Below are 25,202 nucleotides of genomic sequence, written 5' to 3'. Positions count from 1 at the left end.
TCAATCGTCACTTGTTGACCCTCTTTGAGGTTTGTGAAGACAATCGGCGTCATAATAGAAGGTGCATTTTCCTTGATGTAGTCTAAATCCACTTCCAGTAATGGTTGACCTGCTTCTACTTGGTCTCCCTCTTTTACTAGAGCTTCAAAGCCTTTACCTTCCAATTTGACTGTATCGATACCGACATGGATCAGCACTTCACGACCGCTCTTAGACTCAAGTCCCAAAGCGTGTTTAGTTGGGAATACATTCACAACTTTACCGTCTACAGGGGAAACGATCGTTCCTTCTGAAGGCACGATTGCGAATCCGTCGCCCATCATTTTCCCTGAGAACACTTGATCAGGTACTTCTGTGATTTCTTTGATTTCACCTGTGATAGGCGCTACAAATCTTTCGTTCTTTTCTTCTTCTGTTGTTTGAAGAGCATCTGGGTTCACTTCTTCAATTTGCTGTTCCACTTCTTCGTTAGCACTTGTTTGTGCTTTACGAGGAGCTTTACCGCGCATGATGTCCTGCATTTGTGATTTCAGTGTGTCCGATTTAGGACCGAAGATCGCTTGAATGCTGTTTCCTACCTCAAGGACACCTGAAGCACCCAATTTCTTAAGTCTAGGTTTATCTACGTTTTTCGCATCATTGACGGATACACGCAGACGAGTTATACAAGCATCAAGGTGAGCGATGTTTTCTTCGCCGCCAAGAGCTTCAAGAACATTGTATGGAAGTTCGCCAGCTCCACCTGCAGCTGCTGAACCTTCTTCGTCTTCATCTTCTACTTCTTCACGACCTGGAGTCATCAAGTTCCATTTGCGGATCGCAAAACGGAAACCGAAGTAGTAAATTACTGCGAATACAAGACCTACCGGGATCACGATCCAAGCATTAGTCTGAGGGTTGATAAGACCGAATAAGATGTAGTCGATCAGACCACCCGAGAATGTCATACCGATTTTCACATCCAGCAAGTGCATCGTAAGGAAAGATAGACCCGCAAAGATTGTATGGATACCGAATAGTACAGGAGCTACGAATAAGAAAGAGAATTCGATCGGCTCTGTGATACCAGTCAAGAATGAAGTCAATGCTGCAGATCCCATGATACCCGCTACTACCGCTTTACGTTCTGGACGTGCTTCATGGTAGATCGCAAGTGCCGCAGCAGGAAGACCGAACATCATGAATGGGAATTTACCAGTCATGAACGTACCGGCAGTAAGATCCTGAACTCCATCTTGGATTTGCTTCATGAAGATTGCCTGGTCACCACGGATGATGTTACCAGCTTCAGATGTATACGTACCAAATTCAAACCAGAATGGTGAGTAGAAAATGTGGTGAAGTCCGAATGGAATCAACGCACGTTCGATTACACCAAAGATGAATGCCGCAAATGCTCTGTTTTCACCAAGCATGAAGTTAGAAAAAGCATTCAAGCCGTTTTGGATAGGCGGCCAGATGACAAGCATTAATAATCCTAAAATAACCGCTGATGCTGCAGTGGCAATCGGAACAAATCGTTTACCAGCGAAGAATCCTAAGTAAGAAGGAAGTTCGATTTGGAAGAAACGATTATACATATACGCCGCCAGAATACCGACGATGATACCGCCGAATACCCCGGTTTGAAGTGTCGGGATCCCAAGAACAAGTGCATAGGCAGGGTCTACCCCTTCACCCGTTACATCACCGATTCCCAATCCTTCCACTGTACCCATCGTTACGTTCATGATCAAGAAACCAACGATGGCTGCAAGTCCGGCAACACCTTCACCGCCTGCAAGTCCAATGGCCACACCGACTGCGAATAGCAGTGCGAGATTACCGAAGATAATTCCGCCAGCTTGTTCCATGACACTGGCAACCATTTCGACTCCTCCGTTTGAAAGGAATGGAGCGATTTCTAATAACGTTGGATTTTGCAGCGCATTACCAAATGCGAGCAGAAGTCCGGCAGCCGGTAAGATCGCAACTGGAAGCATAAGTGCTTTACCGACTTTTTGTAAGACACCAAAAGCCTTTTTAAACATGTGTTTTCCTCCTTTTATTAAATGGATAATGATATTATTCAGCAGATGAGATGATAGCTACAAACAAAAAAGGCATGAGAAAAGAGGATAATGAACGTATAAGGATAGACTACCCCAATTTATACGTTTCAATTATCTTCTTTACTCATGCCTGATCGAATCAGTAACACGTAAGATAGATAAGTGCATTATTTAACTTTATTCTGTATACGCTGCAGGTGCATGGTCAAGTAAACCGCTTCTGCGTCATAAACAGGTTTCTTCAATGTTTGCTGCATCATCTTGATCAGCTTCCAAGATAAATTATAGCAGAGAGGGTATTCTTCTTTCAACAGTTTTGCAATTTTTTCAGGTTCTTCGACACGTTCTTCTCGCAGGACACGCTCGATTGTGTATCGTATATGACGGACAAGCCTCATATAATCTACACTTTCTTTGTTGATTTTCACATCCAGCTGCTGTTCGATCATCGCTGTAAGCCTGGATATCAGCTGAGAATGCTGATTCACTTCAGAAAGATCTTTATTCATCATTGCACTGTGAATATGAAGAGCAATGAATCCCACTTCCCCCTCAGGAAGGTTCACATCTGTCATATCGTTGATCATCCCGACAACTTCACGGGCTATTTCATATTCAAATGGGTAGAGCGTCCTCGTTTCCACTAAGAAGGGATTTCGAATCTCCATCCCCCTCATCAGTCGATTAATGGCAAAGAGAATATGGTCGGTCAGGGCGATGTGGATATGTTCATTCAAGAAGGAATTCGTCCGCTCCCGTATCAACTCAATTGCAGATATGATGACATTGGAAATATCTTCATCCAGGAATGGCAGTAAGTTCTTGTATTGCTCTTGCTCCTTTTCCCCTTTTAGGACGAACATTTTTTCTGCTATATCGTTTTGAATCGGGTCTCCTTTTTTCCGGTTGAACCCAATCCCCTTTCCAATCAGCACAACTTCCCCATAACTCTCATGCTGGGCGATTAGAACGTTGTTATTCAATGTTTTTTTCACACTCAAAGTAGCCATATGAATTTCTCCCCATAATTTCGACCATTTTCGACAGTATCCGATTCCATGATTTTAACGAAAATGAACACATATTTCAATTAAATAAAATCCCCTTGAATATTAAATTCTCCTATATATCCCCACATCCTCTTTTTACACAAAAAAACTGATCTCAAGAAGAGATCAGCTTTTAATAAAAGATGAATTAAGCAATGAATAAAAAGTACAGTACAAAAACGACAAACAACCCATACATGATCGGATGTATTTCTTTTGCACGGCCTTTCATGATCATTGTAATCGGATAGAAGATAAACCCGATTGCAATACCCGTTGCAATACTGTAGGTTAACGGCATGGCGACGATCGTCAAGAATGCCGGAACGGCCACTTCGAATTTCTTCCAGTCAATTTCTCCTAATGATGATACCATCAGCACACCTACGATGATCAGTGCAGGCGCAGTAACAGGTGCCGTGATGACATCGAGTAATGGGAAGAAGAAAATCGATAGTACGAATAGTACCGCCGTAACGACCGATGCAAAACCTGTTCTTGCTCCTGCCGCAACCCCTGCAGAAGATTCAATATAAGAAGTTGTTGTGGATGTACCAAGGATGGCTCCTACTACTGTCGCACATGAATCTGCGAATAATGCTTTCCCAGCGCGAGGAAGTTTATTATCCTTCATTAATCCTGCTTGATTGGCCACTGCCACGAGAGTACCAGCTGTATCAAAGAAGTCTACGAATAAGAATGTCAATACAACAACAAGCATTTGGATTGTAAAAATGCTTCCTGCATCATTGAACAAAGGATCTAGCGCTGCCCCGAAAGTAGGAGCAAGGCTTGGTGCAGCATCTACCACTTTATGCGGCGTGTCGATCAAACCTGTCAGCATCCCTACGATGGCTGTAGCCACCATACCGATGAAGATTCCGCCTTTTACGCCTCTCGTCATCAAGATCACTGTAAGGATGATGCCGAATATAGCCAATAACGTATTCCCATGAGTAAGGTCCCCAAGTCCAACAAGGACAGCATCATTATTTACAATGATCCCTGCATTTTGGAAACCGATGAATGTAATGAAAAGTCCGATACCCGCTCCAACCGCAAACTTCAATTCAGCCGGTATGGAGTTGATGATTTTTTCGCGGACTCCAGTCAATGTCAATAAAATAAAGATAAGTCCTGATATCAAAACACCCGTTAATGCCGATTGCCATGAAACACCCATTGTTAAAACAACCGTATAAGCAAAAAATGCATTGAGTCCCATACCCGGCGCAAGGGCTATCGGATATTTGGCAAGCAGACCCATGATCAGTGAACCGATCGCAGCAGCCAGAGCTGTGGCCACGAATACGGCACCTGAGTCCATTCTCATACTGTCCGGCAGATCCGGAACTGATTGAAGCGTTAACGTTAACGGATTTACAACCAGTATATAAGCCATTGAAAGGAAGGTTGTCAGTCCCCCGATGATTTCTCTTCTGTAATTGGTTCCCAGTTGTTCAAACTGAAAGAAATTCTTCATTTCTGTAGTCCTCCCTTGTGCGTCGCAGATTTCAATAAAAAAAGCTCTGAACTACCAAGAGTTCAGAGCTTTGACTGTAAGATAAAAAACAGACAGGACAGCAGTTTTAATATGAAGTCCTTCCATCAATCACCTCGTAGTCAAGCCATTTACGGTAGCTTGGTAGAAACGCTCGGGCCCTATTCCCGAAATTATACGACGTAACAAAAAATATAAGATTTATTATGACATGACCATTGTACCAACCAATCCTATAGTGGTCAATAGAAAAACCGAACATTTTATAAAATAAATTATAAAATGTTCGGTTTAAGTTCAGAGGCCGATTTTCATTACCTCTTCTCTATATTTACTCCCACTCGATTGTAGCAGGCGGCTTACTCGTCACATCATACACGACGCGGTTAATGTGATCGACTTCGTTTACGATTCGGGTTGAGATTTTCTCAAGTACATCCCAAGGGATGCGAGCCCAGTCGGAAGTCATTCCGTCAATTGATGTAACGGCACGGATTCCGATCGTATAGTCATATGTTCTGGCATCTCCCATAACTCCGACACTGCGGATATCAGGAAGGACGGTGAAGTACTGCCAGATATCACGGTCAAGACCGGCTTTCTTGATTTCTTCACGAAGGATATAGTCGGATTCACGTACGATTTCAAGCTTCTCTTCAGAGATTTCTCCAAGCACACGGATGCCAAGGCCCGGTCCAGGGAAAGGCTGTCTCCAGACGATGTCGTCCGGAATACCAAGCTCGGAACCTAACGCACGCACTTCATCTTTAAATAAAGTATTTAAAGGCTCAATCAAGGTGAACTGCATATCTTCAGGAAGCCCGCCAACATTATGGTGTGACTTGATAGTTTGCGCAGTGGCCGTCCCGCTTTCAATGATATCTGTATAAAGCGTTCCTTGTGCAAGGAAATCGATTCCTTCCAGTTTCGCCGCTTCGTCATCGAATACATAGATGAACTCGTTACCGATGATTTTACGTTTTTGTTCAGGATCGGAAACGCCTTTCAGCTTATTAAGGAAACGATCTTGTGCATCCACTTTGATCACGTTCATGTTGAATCCTTCAGAGAAGGTTTTCATGACGCTATCCGCTTCTTTCTTTCGAAGGAGGCCATGATCAACGAAGATACATGTTAACTGATCGCCGATTGCTTTATGGATAAGGACCGCCACGACAGAAGAATCTACTCCTCCGCTTAGGGCACAAAGGACTTTTTTATCTCCGACGATTTGACGGATCTTGTCCATTTCCATATCGATGAAGCTTTCCATCGTCCAGTCGCCTTCACAGCCGCATACTTCAAATACGAAATTCTTCAGCATTTCATTCCCGTGAACAGAGTGACGGACCTCCGGGTGGAATTGAACGGCATAAAGATTTTTTTCTTCGTTGCTCATTGAAGCGATCGGGCATGATGGGTTTGTCGCGTTTACATCAAAGCCTTCCGGAGCTTCGACTACAAGATCCCCATGGCTCATCCATACGACCTGTTCATCTTCAAGGCCAGAGAAAAGCTTGGATGTTTTCTCGATATTGATGGCCGCTTTCCCATATTCCCGGTGTTTGGCACGCTCAACTTTACCACCGAAATGCATCGTCATCAGCTGCATACCGTAGCAGATACCAAGGATCGGAATATCCAGGTCGAAAATGCGTTCATCACAGCGGAATGAATTCTCACCGTATACGCTGTTCGGACCACCCGAGAAAATGATTCCGGATGGATTCATTTCCTGGATTTCTTCAAGCGTGATGGTGTGCGGGTGAAGCTCACTGTACACACCGAACTCACGAATTCTTCGTGTGATTAACTGATTATACTGACTTCCAAAGTCTAAAACGACGATCATTTCCTGATTATGCAATTCCTCTTTACCTAGCATTCAGTTCACCTCATCCATTTATTTATCTCTCTGTTGTGTATGTTTCCCTTACCATCCACAAATACATCCTTTTTGTTAGCAATTCTTTTTTAGATGGTCTTCTTTACAACGCTTTTAGTTTCCGTGCAGGACTTCGCTTTCCGCGGGTAGCCCGTGAGCCTCCTCGGCTATCGCCTCCGGGGTCTCACATTAGCTACTTTTCCCGCAGGAGTCTACGTCCTGCCCTCCAACCAAAAGATGGATCCGGTAAAACCAACAGGCAATCTACACAGAAAGCATTTAGTTTTACTGAATTCCAACCGCAAAATGACCTCTTTTAATGCAAAAAAACTAGACTCCGCCTGTAATAAAGGCAGGATTCTAGTTTTTGGGCATACAAAGATGTCTAAATAGAACACTGCCTTCATAGTCCAGTCATTTACGGTGACCGGGTAGAAACTTTCGAACCATATTATCGAGGATATACGAAGGATGCTAACGAACTCTATTATTAATTTGACATCATTTTAAACCTTGTTGATGAAGCGGTCAACCAGTTGTCCTTTTAATTAAATTTTCCCATAATTCTCTCATTTCCACCCAATCTTCCCGATCAGGCTTGTGACCATAGAGAGTACGTTCATAGCGGTTGGTCATACTCGTCATTTCATAGGTCCCGAAGAAGGAATCCACATAGCGGGAGAACCCTCTGAGAGTTTGTCCGTCCTGCATTTTTAATCCATATCTTCCTAATTGTTTCACCAATGAAAGGTACGCTTCAGAATACACATCCTCCGACCTTCTCCTTCTGTAATAGAAAATCAGGAAGAAAGGAAGCCAGCGCCTTCTAAAAATATAGGCAATGACTGCTGCAACAGCCACCAGCAGGAATCCGATCAAGATTTTACCCCAGTTTTCCGCGAAAAATGTTTTCATGTTATCCCAAAGATCCTTGAAAGAAAATCCGCCGCTTGCCGCTTCTTCTTCATCAGGTTTTAATGGCTTTTTAGGCGTCTCTTCCTTTTCAGGCACCGGAGCCTGATCTTCTTCATCTGAATCTTCCAGGTCCAAATCATACTCATAAGCAATGTTGCTGTTAAATCCGACAGTCGGTTCAAAAGGGACCCAGCCGACTTCAGGGAAAAATACCTCTACCCAGGAATGGGCATTATTATTCGAGACCTCATACAATTTGTATTCAGAATCGATCTGGCGGCTGTATTCCCCTTCTGTGTACCCTTTTACCCAACGGGCAGGAATCCCGAGGGATCTGACCATGACGACCATCGAAGTCGAGAAGTTATCACAATATCCCCTTTGTGATTCAAACAGAAATTGATCAACATAGTCCTGCCCCTCTTCAGGTACAGGGACATCAAATTGATCGTAAACAAAGGCTTCTTTTTCAAAATATCCCTCAACGGCACGCACTTTTTCATACCAGTCGGCTTTACCCTCAGTGATTTCAACAGCTAAATCCTTTACCCGCTGCGGGGTGGAATCAGGAATTTGCGTATACCTTTCCACAAACTCTGGAACCTGCATCGCTTCCTGTTCCGAATTCGCCGCTCTCATTCCTTTTTGCGAATAAGATGGGTAGCGGTACGTGAGAGCATATTCTTCTAATTTTACAGGATCTCCGGATTCATCGAAGGTTCTGATTTTTTCGTTCACTGGCATAAATTCGAAGGAGCCTTCTTCATTCCCGGTCACTTTTTCAACACCGTAAGGGTACACCACATGAGGATATCCCTCTTCGATCATGACATTTTCAGTTTGAAGCTCGCGTTCTTCATTTTTGGGTGTGAGGGCAAATGGAAGTTCTTCATCCGAACGGAAAGGCACGCCAGCGTCCTCCTCCATCGATTGTTCCCACCCTTTTCCCGTATACAGATCCTTGGTTTCGATTCTCCAATAGTGTTCCCTTGTCACCTCGGCCGTGAATACCACGGTCGGATCCCCGATGAATGGACCACCGAGCTGGGAGTCGTCTGAGTCATAGCCAATTTTACTTACACCCTTCAACCCTCCGGAACCTTCTGCAAAGGATTTAATATATGGAACAGGATCAGGCCAGACCGGGTCCGCCTTCGGGGCGGCAAAAGCCACGATCGAGCTGATTCCAAGCATCACCGTCAGGGGCACAATCCATCGGTGCCTGCTCATTTTTGAACCTAACAGCTTTTCCCCCTGGATCAACCGCTCAAGAGCGAGCAGCCCCATAAGCAGAAACCCAAACACAACGACACGTATGATCGCTTTGTCTCCTTCGTACATCGTAAATGTATCCATAACGCTGATGTACGTGACCGTCATGATGTAAAAAAGCAAAATCGCTTTCCTTACCGACAGCCAGTAATAAATCAAATAGGTCATCAGCCACAGCAGGATAAAAAACAGCAGGCTTCGATACATAAAAGATAAGTCAGACCAATCCCTGCCAATCGTCAGACCCACGTTATGCCACAGGTCTTTCATGAAGACTCCCCACCATGTAAAATCTAGCACGGAACCTTCAAAATAAAGGGAATGCAGAGAAACGATGATAAAGATGGCTTTCACAGTGCCTGACAGCAAATAATGAACCCTGAAATAGGATAGTGTCAGTGACAATGCAATAAACATGATAAAGAACGTCAGATCACCTGTATCGGTTACAACCTTCAAGGGTTTCAGCCACTCCCACAAAAGCAGGAATCCGAATAAAAAAATCAAGGCAGAGTAAAATCGATTAGTTGATGCTTCTCCCCTCATGCGCGCTTCACCTCCGAAAAGACTGATGAGAAATCACCGTCATAGCATACTTTCAGCCAGATGCCGCGCGAGGCTGCGTAGGATTTTAAAGCTTTTTCCTCGGATGTGTAGGATTCCCCTTTTGACTTGACCAGGAAAATAACGACTGAACCGTTTCGCTTTGTATAGTTATTGACACTCATGATCAACTTCTTCGAAACAGAAGCTGTAACAAAGAAGACAGATGCAGACTGTGAATAGTTGAGACCTTCACCCTGGAGTATTTTCCCCAGCTCAAACTGGCTGTCAGGCTGGACCTTCGCCAAATGATGGAAAAGCTGCCCTTGCTGCTCCTCCCCGCCTCTAATCGGAAACGATTGGTGTTCTTTCCCGATCGAGACCAATCCGACCTGCGCCCCCTTTTTAATAATGGAGCGAATTACCGAAGCAGTGAAGGTGACCATCGGTTCAAAGGATGAGGAATACTCACGATCGAGCACGATGAGCACATCGTGTGACTGCCGCTCTTCAAACTCCTTCGTCATCAGTTCATTCGTGCGGGCGAAAGACTTCCAATGGATCCATGAAAAACGGTCACCCGGCTGATACGAACGAACGCCCGTTGCCATCGTCGTATCCTTCTGTATCTTCACATTGGACGAAGTCATCCCTTGATCGTAACGATTTTCAAGCGGCCTGTACTGCACCTCGGTGAACGAAGGGTAAACCAGCAGCTGATCCTTGCATTCTATGACAACATCTTTTTCAAATACCCCGAAGAAGTCACCCGTCTTAAGGCGGACCGCTGAGTAGATATGTTCTCCGCGGGGAAGCTCGTCTATGTAATAGGACAGCTTCACTTCCTTCCTGAAACCCGGATAAATCATCGATTTGGCTTTCTGGAATGAGGACTGCTGGAACAGGGACTCTGTTACGACATCTTCAAGAACCATATAAAACAGCGGAAAAGGAACCTTCCTTCTCAGCGTCAGCGTCACCTTAAGCTCGTCCCCTGCTTTGTATTCCACGGATTGAAACCTTCTTTCCACATAAAAATCAGAAAGCGGGTACATGAATACGAGCAGCGAATACAGAGCAAAAGGAAGAAAGCTGTAGAATAAAAACCAGCTGACAAACCCGCCCTGAAACATCGCATACGTAAACGTGATGGCAATCAAAAGGAGAAGTACCAGAAGCTTGCCTATCGGCTTGAGTAACTGAAGTTTTCTCTTCATGCTATCTCACAAGCCTTTGAACCGGTACAGGAATGCGCGCCATCACTCTTTCCACCACTTCTTCCGGCGTGATTCCTTCATAACGGGCTTCCGATTTCATGATGATCCTGTGTGCAAACACGAAAGGTGCGAGGAATTGAACATCATCAGGAACAACATACTCCCTTCCTCTTAGAAATGCATACGCCTGACATGCCTTCATCAAGGCAATCGAACCACGGGGGCTTGCGCCAAGGTACACATTCGCATGGATTCTCGTACGGCCCGCAATATCCACGATGTATTTCTTGATGGTGTCATCCACCAACACCTCTTTCACTTCTTCCTGAAGATAACGCAGCTCTTCAAGGGTCATGACCGCCTCAAGCTCATCTATCGGAGGATTCTTCTGCGCACGGTGAAGCACTTCCATCTCCTCAGCCGGCTCAGGATACCCCATCTTCATTTTTAGTAGAAACCGGTCAAGCTGGGCTTCCGGAAGCGGATATGTCCCTTCATATTCAATCGGATTCTGTGTAGCCATAACAAAAAACGGCTTATCAAGCCTGCGCGTGTTCCCGTCGATGGTCACACTTCCTTCTTCCATCCCTTCAAGCAGCGCTGACTGCGTCTTCGGGGACGTACGGTTGATTTCATCCGCTAAAATGATATTCCCCATGATCGGGCCAGGCCTGAAGTTGAATTCCATATCCTTTGGATTGTAAATCGATACCCCGATGACATCCGACGGAAGGAGGTCAGGCGTAAACTGAATCCGCTTAAAGCTTGCCCCTACGGATTTCGCAAGCGCCCGGACCATCATCGTCTTTCCGACCCCGGGTACATCCTCAAGCAGAACGTGCCCGCCAGCCAATAAAGCCACCACACTCAGTTCCGCTACTTTTCTTTTGCCAATCATGACTTTCTCTATATTTTCAACGACATTTTGCAGTTTCGGGTTTACTACTTCCTGTGTCATATGACCCCTCCTGTTTCCCTTTTTAATCTTTTTTCTCTTTAACTATTAATACTAATACTTTCGTTTTAATTTCCAAAAATCCTCCATTTCGAGGAAAGATAATACGAATTTTTAGGAAATTTGTCGTATTTTTTGATTTGACGTTACATTTTTTGAATGGCGCATGCTTTTATAAGTTGGCTGGTCCACAGGGGATGGAGTTGATGATAGGGTGGCGGATTTCTTTAGTTTTAGAGGATAATCTATTAGTTTCATCCATTCATCTTGAGTTTTAGAGGATAATCTTTTAGTTTTCCCTGTTATTCTTTGAGGTTTAGACGATAATCTTTTAGTTTTGACCAATAATCTTCCACTTTCCGATTTTAGCATATGTATCCAGCTGCGTCCTGACCGTCATCGTCTTAAGCACATCCTCTATAAAAATTTCAAGTGAAATTAAAAAAAGCCAACTCTCAATCATATGAGAATCGGCTTTTCTTTAGTTTCACTTCCAAAAATCATCAAACACCGTAATCGGCAGATGACGCTTATGCTGTGATTTCAGATAATGTTTCTCGATTGTTTCCCTTGCTTCCTGAGGGATCTCTTTCCCTTCGAGGAAGTCATCGATCTGGTCATAGGTCACACCGAGTGCTTCTTCATCAGGAAGCTGAGGTTTGTCCTCTTCCAGGTCAGCTGTAGGCTTCTTATTGTATAGGTGCTCAGGACAGCCAAGCTCTTTCAGCATCTCTTTTCCCTGACGTTTATTGAGACGGAACAAAGGTACAAGATCAGCCGCTCCATCACCAAACTTCGTATAGAAGCCTGTGACCGCTTCGGCTGAATGATCCGTACCAAGGACGACACCATTCTTCATCGCAGCGATCGCGAACTGAACCTTCATACGTTCACGCGCCTTTTCATTCCCTTTAACAAAATCCGACATTTCGATGCCAGCCTTCTTCAAGGTTGAGTAACTCGCGTCCACTGCCGCCTGGATGTTTACAGTCATGGGGACAGACGGGTTGATGAACCCTACTGCATCAATTGCGTCCTGCGCATCGCCCTGTTCACCATACGGAAGGCGCACTGCATAGAAAGCATACTCATCCGAACCCTTTTCTTTGTTCAATTCATCCACTGCCGCCTGGGCAAGTTTCCCCAATAATGTGGAGTCCTGGCCACCGGAAATGCCGAGTACCAAGCTCTTTAAAAACGAATGCTTCGTTAAGTATTCTTTCATGAAATCGATACTGCGGCGTATTTCTTTCTTTGGATCGAAATCAGGAGTCACCATCATTTCATCCACTATCTGTTTCTGAAGAGAATCCATACTTTCACACTCCATGTTAGGTTTTATCACATCATAGTATACCTGTTTATCTTACCCAATCACAAATCTAATTACCTGCCGGAGTGAAATCTTTCTTTCACTTCAGCCTTCACTTTCTGAATGAGGTTCATCTTATTCGTCCAGCATTCATCACTTAAGTCCACCGGATACTCCTCTGGATTCATTGAACGCTTGTACTCGTCCCATAACAGTTCAAGGTTCTCATTTACGAATTCCCTCATAACTTGAAGCGAAGGTGTCTCATATACCAGTTCACCCTCTTTGAAAACATCGACGTGAAGCTCCCTTGCCTCGAAATTCGTCACGAACTTACTGATGTAAGTGTGGACCGGATGGAACATCTTCAGACGGTCTTCATGTTGGGGATCTTCATGCTCAAGCGTGATATAATCCCCCTCTGATTTATGATTAACCTTATTGATGATGCGATAAACCTTTTTCAACCCGGGGGTCGACACTTTCTCTGCATTACTCGAAATCTTGATGGAATCCTCCATCTCACCTTTTTCATTTTCAATAGAAGCAAGCTTGTACACCGCACCGAGAGCAGGTTGATCGTACGCCGTGATCAACTTGGTACCGACACCCCATACATCGATCTCGGCTCCCTGCGCCTTCAAGTTCAGAATCGTGTATTCATCCAGGTCATTGGAAGCAATGATCTTCGTTTCGGTAAAACCGGCTTCATCCAGCATCTTACGGGCTTTCTTTGATAAATAAGCCATATCCCCGCTGTCGAGGCGGATTCCCTTAAAGTTAATCTTATCCCCCAGCTCTTTCGCCACCTTGATCGCTGCTGGGACGCCGGATTTCAACGTGTCATACGTATCAACGAGGAACACGCAGTCCTTATGACTCTCCGCGTACTTATGGAAGGCTGTATAATCATCCTGATACGCTTGGACCATCGAGTGCGCGTGTGTACCTGAAACAGGCATGCCAAAAATTTTCCCTGCACGCACATTACTGGTCGCATCGAACCCGCCGATGAAAGCAGCACGCGTTCCCCAAATCGCTGCATCCAGCTCATGCGCACGCCGGGTCCCGAATTCCATCACCACTTCATCTTGAACAACCTGCTTGATCCGGTTCGCCTTCGTCGCAATCAGCGTCTGATAGTTTATGATATTGAGGATCGCCGTCTCAAGTAGCTGTGCCTGGGCGAGTGGTGCTTCGATTCGCAAGAGAGGCTCATTGGCAAATGCAAGCTCTCCCTCCCGCATGGACCTGATTGTCCCTGTGAAGCGGAGATCGCTTAAATACTGAAGGAACTCTTCCTCATATTCCAGCTCCCGTAAATATTCAATATCACTCTCACTGAAATGAAAATTCTTCACAAATTCAATCACACGTTCCAAACCGGCAAACACCGCATATCCATTCCCAAAAGGCAGCTTTCGAAAGAACACTTCAAAAACAGCCTTTCGATTATGGAAGTCATCATCCCAATAGGCCTTTGTCATATTTATCTGATACAAATCCGTATGCAAAGCTACGCTGTCATCTGTAAAATGTGTCATGATTTCTCCCCTTCTGCATTCCAACCGTTAATCAATAATATCATTGTTACTATTCTAACCAATTATAGCGGTTTTTCCGAATGTTTTGGTTGGGGAAGAATTTCAAAAGTGCAATACTTTTTTAACTTGCACGGTTCTACTAAACACCACAGTTGATTTCTGTGCAACTGCTGGAGCAAAAAAAATCATAATAAGATTTTTAAACAAACGTTTGATTAAGATTACGATTACTAGAAACGTCACTCCCTTGCCACTTTCTGTGAACTGCCAGTGAATGAGAGTTTTGTGTTACCAGGAATAGAAATCACCCCATTATATTGGACTGTTTCTTCGAACCTTTTTAATAGACACTTATCATAATTAGTCATAATCTGAATCCGGTTTCATTTTCCATTTATTCGAACTTGTTGTTTAGCTTTATAAAGTTATAATTTTATATAGAAGTAATTGTATGATTTTTCATACTTTTACAATAAAACGAAAATCTTTGCTGTTTAGGAGGTTGAAATGAGAGAAATTACGCCAGGGTCTATATTAGCATCCACTCAGTATGGTTATTTAAAAGTGCCAAAAAAGGTCCGGACACAATGCCCGCAATGCCGGAAACAAGGAGAATTTGCATTAAAAGCGAATTTTTATCAGATTAAAACCGGAGTGTTTTCAGAAGGAACTTGTTCTGTGTGCAAAAAACCCTCTACTTTTATTTTAATGATCAAGGAAAATCCAACGAACCAGACAAAAGAAGTCACCGTCCACGTCTATGATCCAACTGCAACAAATGGTCCTCTTGATAAAATTCAAGATAACAAGCGTATTTCGCAAGATCTTGTAAGGTCCTATCGTTCCGCTCTGAATGTGAACCAGTCGAATGACCATTCAGCCACGGCTGTCATGACCAAGCGGGTTCTTGAAAGTTTAGTGAAAAACTTGAACGCTGAAAAAGCAAAAAGCCAAACTTTATCAGAGCAATTCGAGCAGCTCCCAAAGAATGTTGATTTATCATCACCTATTCAAACATTAAGCCAACTCACTCGTCCAGACAGCCCATTTTTCCAAATGCTTGAGCTGGAAAAGGAGATTGATGATAAAACTGCAGAACTGCTGATTGAACTGTTAGAAGCTTTGATTGACTATTTGTATGTGGTTCCTGAAAAAATCGAGACCATAAAGCAAAAGATTGAGCGAAATTACTAATAATTGATGAGCTTGTGACAAAACTAAAGTTTGGGCATTAAATACCGCTATTGATTTCCGTGCAAGACTTCGCTTTCCGCGGGTAGCCCGTGAGCCTCCTCGGCTTCGCCTGCGGGAAGAAAAGCGGAAGGGCTTTGTTCAGAGGCGGGTGGCATAAGACGAATCGGCCTGGAAGGCGTTCTTTGCCTTCTTGGTCGGTTTGGCTTATGACATGTGCCTCTAAGCCCTGTAGCTGGACACGTCTCACATAAGCTACTCTTCCCCGCAGGAGTCTTCGTCTTGCACTCCAATCAACCGCTGGAACGAGCTCAAAACTCAACGTACACTTTAGCAGCACAAAAGAATCCGAACTATTTTGAATCCTAGAATTCAACATAATAGTTCGGATTTTTCTTCTCATTCGGAACTTTGTAATTCTGTTACTACGGTTTCAATCATTTTAAACAAACGTTTGATTAAACTCTTAATTCTTTCGGTATTTCTGTATTTTCCAGGAGTGCCATCAGCTTATTTTTGATGTTCTCTGGGTTCTGAAGTTCTTCTTTAGTGAAAGATAGCTTATGGATTCTTTCATCCCGGTCGCTTTCACTTATGGCCGCACGCTTGAAGTATCCGCCAATTTCTTTTGGGATGATAAATTGAAGTTCCACAAACAGATCCAAGCTATCTTCTTTAATATCGTAAATAAATTCAATTTCACGGTATTTATCCCGGTATTCTTCGGGAGGGAAATATTCAATCTCGTGAGCTACCGGCACTTTCCTGCTTGAAAGCATCGGATAGAGGGGATGATTCAGCACCTTTTGATCAATGACCCATTTGGGCTGGAATTGCGGGTAATGAATGACTTCTTCTCTATTTGTTTTTACAAAACCCAACTCTTCAGTCACTATTTTATTCACATACGGAAGAAGCGGATGTTCATTGACCTCGATAAAATCCATATCCCTCGGATCCAGCTTATATGGTAGATCGATATCCGTCTGGATCCAGCATTTTCTCTTCTCTGCACTCTTCGGCGTGAAATAAGGAATTTTCAGTTCAAATGGCAATACCAACTCATTTTCCTCTTTCTGCTCATCTGATAATCTCATTTCAGTAGTAAGCAAAGAAAGATTAGCCACCGTGTCTTCCGAAAAAGGAAACTGCTGCATAAGAGAAACACTCACCTTTTCTATCTCTTTAAACCCTTTCTTACTCGACAGCTGAACTTCACCGATAAGCATATCACCAGGCGTAACCTTCTCTTCAGTCAACACAGTGTCCACTTTGACGTGCCCGATTGTTCTGGTGATCAGTTTCTTGAATTTGGCGTTTCGCATGGCTTTTTTGTGTTTGTTGAACATGGGGAATCTCTCCTTTTAATCAATTAGTAGATTCATATGTTTTGATTTCTTCTGGTCTTTTAAGAAAAGCTGGAAGTGTCACAAGGAGGGTAATCGACAGGATATAGAGCACCATTCCATACCCTATATTGATATTCAGTTCTTTAACTGTAATAATGGTAACGATTACTGGAACCATCAGCAAAAAGCTGAATACAACTATGTGGTAGCCAATGCTAAACTTGCTTTCATAGATTTTTGAAAAAGCCTGGAATAGACCTTCCCTGAAAAAGTGCAATAAAACAAAGCCGACGATCCAACACGACGCAAAGTAGATCCAGGCACCATTACCCTCCTGCCAGAAATATTTAATGATTGGCTGTGCAAATAAGTGGGACAAACAGAAGATGAGGCAGTAACTCTGAATAGAAAAATACCTGACTTTAAGCTCCACAGTCTTCCATGACACAACAATTATCATTAGCAATACAAATGAGATAACCGCATTTACTCTAAATTGTGGAGCAGACCATTCAGGTAAAGCACTGAATAAAAAAGTAACGATCACAATAGAAACAGCCACATGAAGAATTCGACTCTCTTTAAATGATAGGTCGTTTTTTTCTGACAATCGCGATTCCTCATTCTGTATCATTTCTCCAGCTCCTTTACCCGACTTGGCTTAATCAACATTATTGGGGCAATAAACAGGAATAACAGGGCAATGATAAAAGAAAAAGTTGAAAGGGCTATCGCATCAGGATTTTCTGAGAAGTTTATGGTAGCAAAGAAGGTGACCCCAAACCCGATAATCAAGGCCGTAACTGTAAAAAAGTACTTGCCAATGGGGTTTTTAGAAGGGTTCACGACACCCGTTGCTATAGACTCCCGATGAAGGAAAGGCAATATAATCATAACGATGATCAATACCATCCCCAACCATGATATTAGCTGGCCAGCAAACACTCTAAAGAAAGGAATGCCAAAGTATATGGACAACGCAATAATCATTACATAGGATAGTAAGGAAAAATATCGTTTGCTTTCATGTCTTGTCTTTAACCAAAACACCAAAAATAGGATGCCGCATAAGCCAGCCAGCCCCATATTCACCGCTAGAAGGGACCAGTTTTCGTCAGGTACAAAGCTAAATAGAAAGCCCATTAATACCAGCAGAAACGTTGTTGAGATTATTCTGCTTTCTTTAAAGGGGACCGGTTTGGTTGTCATGACATCACCTCTTTCATTAAATAGTATCTTTAAAACTCATATTATAAGAACTTACACACAGCACTCGCGCTTCGTTCTGTTTAAATAAGATTAACGGTTACAGAAGGAACCGTCCCCACTCCACAAACTTTACGGACCTTCACTTAATTCCGTATCTTAGGCACTATACTGGTTTCAAACATTGGAAAGGCTTCCGCACTCTTCATTTCCCAAAACTCTTCTAACCCTTCATCTGTATAAGGTAATCTCACTGAATTACTATAAATGGAAATTGATATTGAAGAAAAAGAGCTTGAACATAGATATTCAAGCTCCCGTATTTTCCTTTATCTGAATCTGATGGATATGGTTCTTTCTCATATATGGCAACGCAATTCCCACTACAACTGCTGTGAGAGGAAGTCCGCCATCTCCTGCCAGCCACTCTATTACTGATACCGGTACATAAATGACATAGAAGAAAATCATCAAGAATAAGTAAAATCTTCTCCAGCGTTTTTCTTTCTTGGACATTGAATTCCCTCCTCTCATCATTAATAATCGAGCGACCTTTCTATTTTCACATCAAAGTTGCTTAAGTCAGTCAGGAAATCAATCTTAGGTCCTCCTGCAGTTTGAAAGAGATCCTCTTTTAAATCAGTAAAGAAACCTTTATATGATGTTCCTTTTACTGTATTGGATGCACGGACAAACACCTGACCATCGTCTATAACCAGTTTAGCTCCTGTTAAATTTCCATTGTTTTGTACAATGGTCGTTTGGGCTTGTGCTTGCATGTCTTTTAAGGTGGATTGATAAAGTTCTTCATTCAACATATCGTGCAGCTTGTCTTTACCAACTCCACGCTGCAACTCTTCTGTAAGTACAATATCCATCGCTTCCAGTTTGATTTCATTGTCAGAATAATCATCATAACTAGAAGATGATCGGAGCTCAATTTCTTTCTTCTGAATCTTCATTTCAATTGATTCAGGAATTTTATCAATTGTACCTTCAAGAGTTTTCTCATACTCATTGATTACCTCATCAACTTGAGAGTAAAGTACTGATGTAGCAGCTAAACTCGCTTGCTGGGCAGTCGTGCTGGCTTCTTCCTTAACGGCAAATATTTTTGTTAGGTTGAAAACAAAAATGAATAGAACCATCATTATGCTGAGAAGCCCAATCATCAAAAGCGCTGCATTTCCTCTCTCTTGCCTAACAAGATCTATCATTCTAGCTTTCATTCTTGATCACCTTGCCAGTAGCTTTAGAAGTGTATGAGATAGAAGGGGTAGCGTTACCTGGCATGATTTTTTTTGGTAGAAATACTAAATCTATTGAAACACTGACGTTTGCTGTAAAGTCCTTCTGTGTCATACCGGATGCTCCATTGAAAGTAAGGTAAGATCCACCGGCAACTACAATATTTTGAGCGGCCCGGGAGGCCTCAGAGGAGTTCTCAGTTATAGAATATACTTTAGCTGCTTCATTTGCTGCAGATTGAGCCACCACTACAGCTTGAACACTTACAATCAACTGCCAGGCGATCATTACGACTACCAGGATAAGCGGGAGGATACCCAGGAATTCAATTGTAGATGAACCCTTTTCATTTTTAAGATTTCCTATGATTCTTCTCATTTACTATTCACCCACCCGACTATACTAGCTTTCTTAATCCAGCTCTCCACTTCAGCGTATAAGTAGTTAATAGAATTAAGAAGATTGGATAAAAGATCATATTTGTAATCATTTGAACACCGGCAATTGCAGCGTAAGATGAAGTTATTCTTAAAATTAATCCGTTCAATACCATCCCTATTACCATTTCGACAATGCCCCATATAGAAATCAAAAGAATAATCTTGATGAATTTCTTCTTAAAAAGTAAGCCTGACTCTTTAATCGATTTCCAAACTGATTTATCATCTACAATCGCAATAATAGGAGCTGTAATAAACACAGCCAAAATAATTATTCCAGGTATAATAAACAGCGCAAAACCTAATATAGCAAGAACACTAATCAGGCAGGCAAAAACAAAAATAGGAAACCCATTAACCACAAACGTATAAAATGCGTTCCTTAAAGAATCTTCCCTGCCTTCAAGCTCATTAAATGTATATTTCACAAAGGGAACTTGAGCGTAGATGAAAATTAGGATCGTAAGTAAAGCATAGTAAATGTCTGCAACGGAATAGACTGTTCCAACATTTGGAGTTATGGCATAGATATAATTCGTAATTAGAGAATGGAGCAGCAATAAAGGTAACTGTACACATAAAATAATGAGCAGTATCTTTTCAAACCTTTCCCCTATAAATGAGAAAGTGTATCTTATTGGTTTATCCATGAATCCTCACCTCAGGGTTTGGGGTAGCGTAGGTCTTGCTTGTATCTCGGTAGTTTCTTTTGTCCTTCTTTCCAAAAACCTTTTTTAGAAACTTCCATCCGCTCCTCGTATGGTAAATGAGCAGTTTCTTTTTCTCTTTCAAGTGTTAGTAATGTTGTTTCAGTTTCTTTTTTACTACTTAGCAATTCTTTTAAAAAAACTTGATTATCTTTAGGTAACTTTGAAAATACACCTTCTTTTACCATTTCAGATTGTACTTCTTTCAATTCTTCATACGAACTTACAAATTTTTCTCCAGCGAGGTATTGAAGTCTATTAACATTTGCCAGTACCTCAATTATTTTATCAAGATCTGAATCAACTATAATATTTGTTTTTAAAATATGATGATCATAATAATCGGTATAGTTATTAGCATTTTTCACGAATTCTTCTTGTAAGACACCTAGCTCTTTTAATATTAATTCGCCTCTAGCTAGAATATCGTTACTATTACTCTCTAAATAATCACTTAAATAATTTGCAGGTATGTAAAAGTTATCAGGAGATATTCTAGCTCTTGTTTCACCGATTGAAGAAAAGTTATTCATAAATGCTGAATATAATACTAATTTTTCAAACGCATATAATGCATCATTTTTATTAAAATCTCCTGTGGTGATTACTGCATATCCTTTTAATTTATTATTTCTTTTGTATATTACCAAATAGTAATAATCCCTATTGTTAACGGCGTAACCCATAGGATTAATAATAACTTCCTCAAACCACTTCTTATGTTTTTTGGCAATTCCCATTAATTGTGCATTCAAAATAAGAGAATCCTCCTTTTAAGTAAAAGGGGTCTCCCCCTTTTACTTATTTGTTATATTATTAACTAAACCAGCCTTTGATCTTACTAATTCCTTTTCCAATCGCTTTTCCGGTATTTTTAATTGGATTTTTAGCAAATTTCTTAACACCTGACCAATTATCAGCAACGAGCTTTGTTAATTTTGAAGCGCCCCAAAGTGCTGCACCACCAACAACTAATCCAGCTCCTAATACTTGAAGACCCGGTATAGTAGTTGCGATTACACCTGCATTCATAGCTAAGTCACCAATATTACTCGTCACTTCTGCAACGGCAGAAACTTTTTGATTACCTGCAGCATCTGAATTTAACACATCATATGCTTTAGCTCCATTAAACCCTATCTCAAAAGCAGAATAACCAGCACCTACTGCAGCTGTAACAACATTCAATTTAGAAATTGAACCGACCATTTTCAAACCTTGTGGCGCAGCCTGCATTGCCCCTCTTAGCCCATCTACTCCATCAGCTAATCTTTGAGCATCTTTTATTACTTTAAAATCATGTGCAGCTTTTAGGGCATCCATAGTCTTTAAAGTACCATCTTGAGCATCAGCAATCCCATTTACATACCAAGGGGTTTTATCTCCTAATCCCACCTTTACTCCATTTAGAACTAAAGAGGAGAAGAAAGTACCTTTGGGTCCAAAACCTTCGGGATTTTCATTAAAATCAAAATTCATAAAATCACTGACCAAGTTCACTTGTCCGCCAATAACATCATTCGAAATGTACTTTGCAACCTCAAAACCCATTGGCAACTTTACGTCTGTCTGATCTCCTGAAAATGCTCCGGATCCGCCACCTCCACTTGAGTCTGTGGGAGTCCCTTCAAACGGACTTGCTAAAGTACCATCTCCATTAAATGGATTGCCATTCGTTCCATTCCCATTAAAAGGATTACCTTCAAACCCATTCGGTGTCCAACCATTATTTAGCCATGGGTCCATATACCAGGGTGCATTTGTCCACTGATAACCTTCCCAAGACTGTCCGTTAGTCCCTTGTCCGCCCGTTCCTTGACCTTCAGTACCGTTTCCTTCCCAATCATTTCCGTTCGTGGACTTGCCTTCCCACGGATTTCCTTCCCAGGACTCACCTTCCCACTGAAGGTCTTGCCCATCCCATGGGGTACCTTTCCAATCCTGACCCTTCCAATCTTGTCCAGACCAAGGGTTCCCTTTCCACGGCTGTATTGTAGCACTTGCATAGATTGGAAAAGAAAATGATTGGAAAAGAACGATGAGTAGAGCGAGTGTAACAACAACCTTACTTGTGATTTTTTCAAACATCGTTCTTAGTTCCTTTCTAATTATAAGGTTTTATGCTTACTCATCGTTGTTATTCTTGAGAGACGTTTGAATTATACTTTTCATTAATTTCTTTTTCTATCTCATCTATCTTCTTGTCTCCAGTATTCTCTAAATCACTTTCAATCTTATTTAATGATTCAGTAACCAAGTCTTCCATTTCATCTCTTCTTTTCGATAATTCTTCTTCCTGTTCATCCGTTATTATCTCTTCCAAATTAGAAATCTGGATTATTTTCCAAATTCTATTTTCCTGTGCTCTGGCTTTTTGATCATAGTTGATTGAATAATCCCTTATGTCAAAAAACACATCTGTGCTTTTTCCATCCAAATCATAAAGGGCATCTTCTTTCCATTGATTCCAGCTTTCAAGAACTTCTTTAGTTCTATTAAATTCATTTTCCAATTGTTCTGCGCTTGTCACAGTTGTATACATCCCATCGCTATTTTTCGCCACGGCTTTCAACTGTTTCTGTGCTTCTCCATCGACATTAAATCCAATAACATTAACAATAGGTTTAATATTCGAATCAGGCAAAGTTTTAGCGAATTCTGCTGGATCCCCATCACATGTTTCAATTCCGTCACTGACTAAATAAATTAAATTAGTATTATTTTTTGCGTCATATTTTGAGAACGCCTCTTTGGAAGCTTTTAATGCTCCTTCGATTGGCGTCCACCCACTAGGAGAAAAGTTATTTAAAGCTTCATTGAATGTCTCACTATTGTATTTTTCAAAACCATATACCTGTTCTATGCTTGAACAACTTAACTCTTTATCGGAGTCTGAACCAGTTCCTTTATGTCCATAGACCCTTAATGAGACATTGGCTTTATCCGGAATAGTAGATAAAAAGTTATTGATGGTTTCCTTAGCTAACTCCATCTGGGTTTTCCCGTTAACCATATTATTCATGCTTCCACTGGAATCAAGGATAATTTCAATATTATAATTATCTTTAAATTGAAAACGTTGGTCCGTTGCCTCAGGAGTACCAGAAATAGCATATTCCCATTTCTTGATTAACTCCTGCGGATCTGGGAAATCTTCTGCAGCTAATGAATAAATATATTGAAAATATTGATCATACTCTTCATCAGTAGCATTTTCCGGAAGATTTGGAGCACCTTTCATTTTTTCCAGCATTTCACTTGTCCAAGGGTCTTCCTCTACATACTTTCCGGCAAAGATCCCGGGAGTTTGATTTACAATTCCTTGTGATGTACTTGGAACAGCTGGAAGATCTTCAATATTGGAATCTTTTTCATTATTATCTTCCTCAGCAGTTTCCTTTTCACTAACAGAATTCTCCGCTGTCTTTTGATCATTAGAATTATTTACTTTATTTTCGTCTTCGTTACATCCAGTTAACACCAGGAGAGCTGTAAATAAAATTACCACAATGTTCTTCTTCATTCTTTTTCCTCCTGACTTTTGCAAAATACTATGTACACCAAGGAAAAGGATGTCTAATTCACTATTTCCTCGGTTAATGAAGTTTCGTTTCTAACCTCAAATGGCGAACTTACTGACCTCCGCCTCCACCAATTTGTTTAATCATATCGCTAAACTTCTTTACTACATCTTTACCGAATTGTTGATCACCGGAAAACGCTGTTGAAATAACTCCCACTACAATGACAACAACTGCGGCGATTCCAATCCACTCTAAAGTCTGTGAACCTCTTTCGTTACGTACCATTCCGTTTAACTTGATTGAGCATTTTGTATAAAGTTCTGAGATTTTTTTCATTTTGTATATCCTCCATTTATAAGTTTAGTAGTTTAAAAATACTGTTCTCGCCATAAATAAGATTAAGCAACATCAGTCCCGCAATCATAAGGATCGATACCGGTGCAACCACAAAAGTGGTTACAAGTGTAACTTTAGGAGAAGCTTTTGCTGCGAGCTCCTTTACTTGTTCTTCACGGAACTGACGCATATCTTCTGCTTGAACCTTAAATGTTGTTGCAATCGGAACCCCCAGCTTAAGCCCTTGCAGAAGTGACTTTATTAAACTCTGGAATTCAGGATTATCATTGCGGTTCAGCAAGTTCCGATAGGCCGTTTCCCTTTGTACTCCCAGATCAATTTCATGATTGAACCTTGAGAACTCTTCCTTGAGCGGTCCTTCAAAGAAACGGATCACCTCCCTTAAAGCTTGGTCTAAGCTGACGCCAGCCTGTAAGCTGGTACTGATTGTGTCCAGGAAATCAGGCAGGTCTTGTCGCAATGCTTCCTGACGTTTTTTTGCTTGGTTTCTTACCAGTATTATGGGCAGGAAATATCCGATAATCGGATTAAAGATAATGGCATATTGTGAGAAAGGCAGGCCAATTACGAAGGATAAAAACCCTGCAATGAAGCCGATTAATAGCAACACAATTTTAAGACCTTGAAACCTCTCTACTGTCAGCCCATATTTGTTTCCTGATTTCTCGAGCCATTCTTTCACGTCATGATTTTCACTGAAGAAGTTGATTCTTTGGCCCAAATCGGCAAATTCATCGGCATATTTTGTTAGCTTTTCAAATAAGCTTGTTTTATTTTTCTTTCGAACTTTCTTATCAAATGCATTTACATCGGTTACGTCAGACACATGCTCCAGCAGCATCCTCTTTTCTTTTATATAGACAGAGTAATGACGTATCGCAATGACGAAAGTAATCCAGAATAAGATTATGGATAGAATAATTATGGCATCCATCA

The 25,202-nt window shown here is 41.7% G+C and carries 22 protein-coding genes and 2 riboswitches (1 of these 24 cut by a window edge); of the genes, 1 reads left to right on the top strand and 21 read right to left on the bottom strand.

The window, feature by feature from the left end; genetic code table 11:
- The 9 genes from ptsG to ACUXV2_RS00230 form a co-directional block, all read right to left on the bottom strand.
- Nucleotides 1-2,030, bottom strand: the 5' portion of a protein-coding gene (gene ptsG, locus ACUXV2_RS00270) for a glucose-specific PTS transporter subunit IIBC (RefSeq protein ID WP_446245077.1). 52 nt of this gene lie to the left of the window's left edge; the window shows 2,030 of its 2,082 coding nt (coding positions 1-2,030); its start codon is at nucleotides 2,028-2,030; the stop codon falls past the left edge of the window.
- 188 nt (nucleotides 2,031-2,218) lie between these two features.
- Nucleotides 2,219-3,061 (bottom strand): glucose PTS transporter transcription antiterminator GlcT, encoded by an 843-nt coding sequence (gene glcT, locus ACUXV2_RS00265; RefSeq protein ID WP_446245076.1) that lies wholly within the window; start codon nucleotides 3,059-3,061, stop codon nucleotides 2,219-2,221.
- A gap of 187 nt (nucleotides 3,062-3,248) precedes the next feature.
- On the bottom strand, nucleotides 3,249-4,583 hold the full coding sequence (locus tag ACUXV2_RS00260) for an NCS2 family permease (RefSeq protein WP_446245075.1): 1,335 nt from the start codon (nucleotides 4,581-4,583) through the stop codon (nucleotides 3,249-3,251).
- 117 nt (nucleotides 4,584-4,700) lie between these two features.
- Nucleotides 4,701-4,802: riboswitch (purine riboswitch) on the bottom strand.
- A gap of 130 nt (nucleotides 4,803-4,932) precedes the next feature.
- A complete protein-coding gene (gene guaA, locus ACUXV2_RS00255) occupies nucleotides 4,933-6,486 on the bottom strand; it encodes a glutamine-hydrolyzing GMP synthase (protein ID WP_446245074.1) in 1,554 nt (517 codons plus the stop codon).
- 386 nt (nucleotides 6,487-6,872) lie between these two features.
- A riboswitch (purine riboswitch) is annotated at nucleotides 6,873-6,974 on the bottom strand.
- Nucleotides 6,975-7,014: 40 nt separating this feature from the next.
- The gene (locus tag ACUXV2_RS00250) at nucleotides 7,015-9,219 is read right to left on the bottom strand and encodes a transglutaminaseTgpA domain-containing protein (RefSeq protein WP_446245073.1); all 2,205 of its coding nucleotides are present in this window, start codon (nucleotides 9,217-9,219) and stop codon (nucleotides 7,015-7,017) included.
- Complete coding sequence (locus tag ACUXV2_RS00245) at nucleotides 9,216-10,433, bottom strand: DUF58 domain-containing protein (RefSeq protein ID WP_446245072.1); 1,218 nt, start codon at nucleotides 10,431-10,433, stop codon at nucleotides 9,216-9,218. The genes ACUXV2_RS00250 and ACUXV2_RS00245 overlap by 4 nt, the downstream gene beginning before the upstream one ends.
- A 1-nt stretch (nucleotide 10,434) precedes the next feature.
- Nucleotides 10,435-11,391 (bottom strand): AAA family ATPase, encoded by a 957-nt coding sequence (locus ACUXV2_RS00240; protein ID WP_446245071.1) that lies wholly within the window; start codon nucleotides 11,389-11,391, stop codon nucleotides 10,435-10,437.
- 484 nt (nucleotides 11,392-11,875) lie between these two features.
- Nucleotides 11,876-12,703, bottom strand: a complete 828-nt coding sequence (nadE, locus tag ACUXV2_RS00235) for an ammonia-dependent NAD(+) synthetase (protein ID WP_446245070.1) — start codon at nucleotides 12,701-12,703, stop codon at nucleotides 11,876-11,878.
- 71 nt (nucleotides 12,704-12,774) lie between these two features.
- A complete protein-coding gene (locus ACUXV2_RS00230) occupies nucleotides 12,775-14,244 on the bottom strand; it encodes a nicotinate phosphoribosyltransferase (protein WP_446245069.1) in 1,470 nt (489 codons plus the stop codon).
- A 507-nt stretch (nucleotides 14,245-14,751) separates the two neighbouring features.
- Between ACUXV2_RS00230 and ACUXV2_RS00225 the strand changes: the two genes are divergently transcribed.
- Nucleotides 14,752-15,438 (top strand): hypothetical protein, encoded by a 687-nt coding sequence (locus tag ACUXV2_RS00225; protein WP_446245068.1) that lies wholly within the window; start codon nucleotides 14,752-14,754, stop codon nucleotides 15,436-15,438.
- A 455-nt stretch (nucleotides 15,439-15,893) separates the two neighbouring features.
- Here the strand turns inward: ACUXV2_RS00225 and ACUXV2_RS00220 are convergent, their stop codons facing one another.
- The 12 genes from ACUXV2_RS00220 to ACUXV2_RS00165 all read right to left on the bottom strand — a co-directional run bounded on the left by ACUXV2_RS00220 (nucleotide 15,894) and on the right by ACUXV2_RS00165 (nucleotide 25,200).
- Complete coding sequence (locus ACUXV2_RS00220; RefSeq protein ID WP_446245067.1) at nucleotides 15,894-16,784, bottom strand: sporulation protein; 891 nt, start codon at nucleotides 16,782-16,784, stop codon at nucleotides 15,894-15,896.
- 19 nt (nucleotides 16,785-16,803) lie between these two features.
- The gene (locus ACUXV2_RS00215) at nucleotides 16,804-17,418 is read right to left on the bottom strand and encodes a hypothetical protein (RefSeq protein WP_446245066.1); all 615 of its coding nucleotides are present in this window, start codon (nucleotides 17,416-17,418) and stop codon (nucleotides 16,804-16,806) included.
- Nucleotides 17,415-17,993 (bottom strand): hypothetical protein, encoded by a 579-nt coding sequence (locus ACUXV2_RS00210; protein WP_446245065.1) that lies wholly within the window; start codon nucleotides 17,991-17,993, stop codon nucleotides 17,415-17,417. Before ACUXV2_RS00210 ends, ACUXV2_RS00215 begins: the two co-directional genes overlap by 4 nt.
- A gap of 306 nt (nucleotides 17,994-18,299) precedes the next feature.
- The gene (locus tag ACUXV2_RS00205; RefSeq protein WP_446245064.1) at nucleotides 18,300-18,506 is read right to left on the bottom strand and encodes a hypothetical protein; all 207 of its coding nucleotides are present in this window, start codon (nucleotides 18,504-18,506) and stop codon (nucleotides 18,300-18,302) included.
- Nucleotides 18,507-18,526: 20 nt separating this feature from the next.
- Nucleotides 18,527-19,219, bottom strand: coding sequence for a TadE/TadG family type IV pilus assembly protein (locus tag ACUXV2_RS00200; protein WP_446245063.1), 693 nt, complete (start codon nucleotides 19,217-19,219; stop codon nucleotides 18,527-18,529).
- Entirely contained in the window at nucleotides 19,209-19,616 is a 408-nt protein-coding gene (locus tag ACUXV2_RS00195) for a TadE/TadG family type IV pilus assembly protein (protein ID WP_446245062.1), read from the bottom strand. Before ACUXV2_RS00195 ends, ACUXV2_RS00200 begins: the two co-directional genes overlap by 11 nt.
- Nucleotides 19,617-19,635: 19 nt before the next feature.
- Nucleotides 19,636-20,328: a hypothetical protein gene (locus ACUXV2_RS00190; protein WP_446245061.1), complete on the bottom strand. Its 693-nt coding sequence runs from the start codon at nucleotides 20,326-20,328 to the stop codon at nucleotides 19,636-19,638.
- A gap of 11 nt (nucleotides 20,329-20,339) precedes the next feature.
- Entirely contained in the window at nucleotides 20,340-21,140 is an 801-nt protein-coding gene (locus tag ACUXV2_RS00185; RefSeq protein ID WP_446245060.1) for a hypothetical protein, read from the bottom strand.
- Nucleotides 21,141-21,201: 61 nt separating this feature from the next.
- Complete coding sequence (locus ACUXV2_RS00180; RefSeq protein WP_446245059.1) at nucleotides 21,202-22,473, bottom strand: hypothetical protein; 1,272 nt, start codon at nucleotides 22,471-22,473, stop codon at nucleotides 21,202-21,204.
- A 49-nt stretch (nucleotides 22,474-22,522) separates the two neighbouring features.
- Nucleotides 22,523-23,908, bottom strand: a complete 1,386-nt coding sequence (locus tag ACUXV2_RS00175; protein WP_446245058.1) for a VWA domain-containing protein — start codon at nucleotides 23,906-23,908, stop codon at nucleotides 22,523-22,525.
- Between the two features lie 109 nt (nucleotides 23,909-24,017).
- On the bottom strand, nucleotides 24,018-24,245 hold the full coding sequence (locus tag ACUXV2_RS00170) for a hypothetical protein (protein ID WP_446245057.1): 228 nt from the start codon (nucleotides 24,243-24,245) through the stop codon (nucleotides 24,018-24,020).
- A gap of 16 nt (nucleotides 24,246-24,261) precedes the next feature.
- On the bottom strand, nucleotides 24,262-25,200 hold the full coding sequence (locus tag ACUXV2_RS00165; RefSeq protein WP_446245056.1) for a type II secretion system F family protein: 939 nt from the start codon (nucleotides 25,198-25,200) through the stop codon (nucleotides 24,262-24,264).
- Between the last annotated feature and the right edge of the window lie 2 nt (nucleotides 25,201-25,202).

The organism is Rossellomorea sp. NS-SX7, assembly GCF_052828565.1.
This window is presented reverse-complemented; position numbering and strand designations above follow the sequence as displayed.